Annotated in this window: 2 tRNA genes; both read right to left on the bottom strand. The window is 49.5% G+C overall.

The annotated features are described in order from the left end of the window. Window positions 1-102 precede the first annotated feature (102 nt). A tRNA-Ala gene (locus C6A77_RS25170) sits at window positions 103-178 on the bottom strand. Window positions 179-202: 24 nt separating this feature from the next. Next, window positions 203-279 (bottom strand) — tRNA-Ile (locus tag C6A77_RS25165). Window positions 280-390: the final 111 nt, after the last annotated feature.

Here is a 390-nt window from a genome sequence, read left to right as displayed (position 1 = left end):
TCTATCACATATCCGAATTTTTAAAGAACGATCTGACAAAAGTCAGAAATCAACATTCGACGCGAATGTTCATTTCTAAGTTCTGACAAGTGACTGCGTAAGTGGTGGAGCCAAGCGGGATCGAACCGCTGACCTCCTGCGTGCAAGGCAGGCGCTCTCCCAGCTGAGCTATGGCCCCGTATTCTACGGCTGAACCATGTAATGGTAGGTCTGGGCAGATTTGAACTGCCGACCTCACCCTTATCAGGGGTGCGCTCTAACCAACTGAGCTACAGACCTATAACAGGGTTGCGTTACAGCATCGTCTTTTACAATGAATCAAGCAATTCGTGTGGGAGCTCATCAGTAGGCTGATGTCGTCGATTAAGGAGGTGATCCAGCCGCAGGTTC

Source organism: Pseudomonas sp. AFG_SD02_1510_Pfu_092 (assembly GCF_003331055.1).
Taxonomy (GTDB): Bacteria; Pseudomonadota; Gammaproteobacteria; order Pseudomonadales; family Pseudomonadaceae; genus Aquipseudomonas.
Note: the sequence above shows the minus strand (reverse complement) of the source record. Positions and strands in the feature narration are given on the sequence as shown.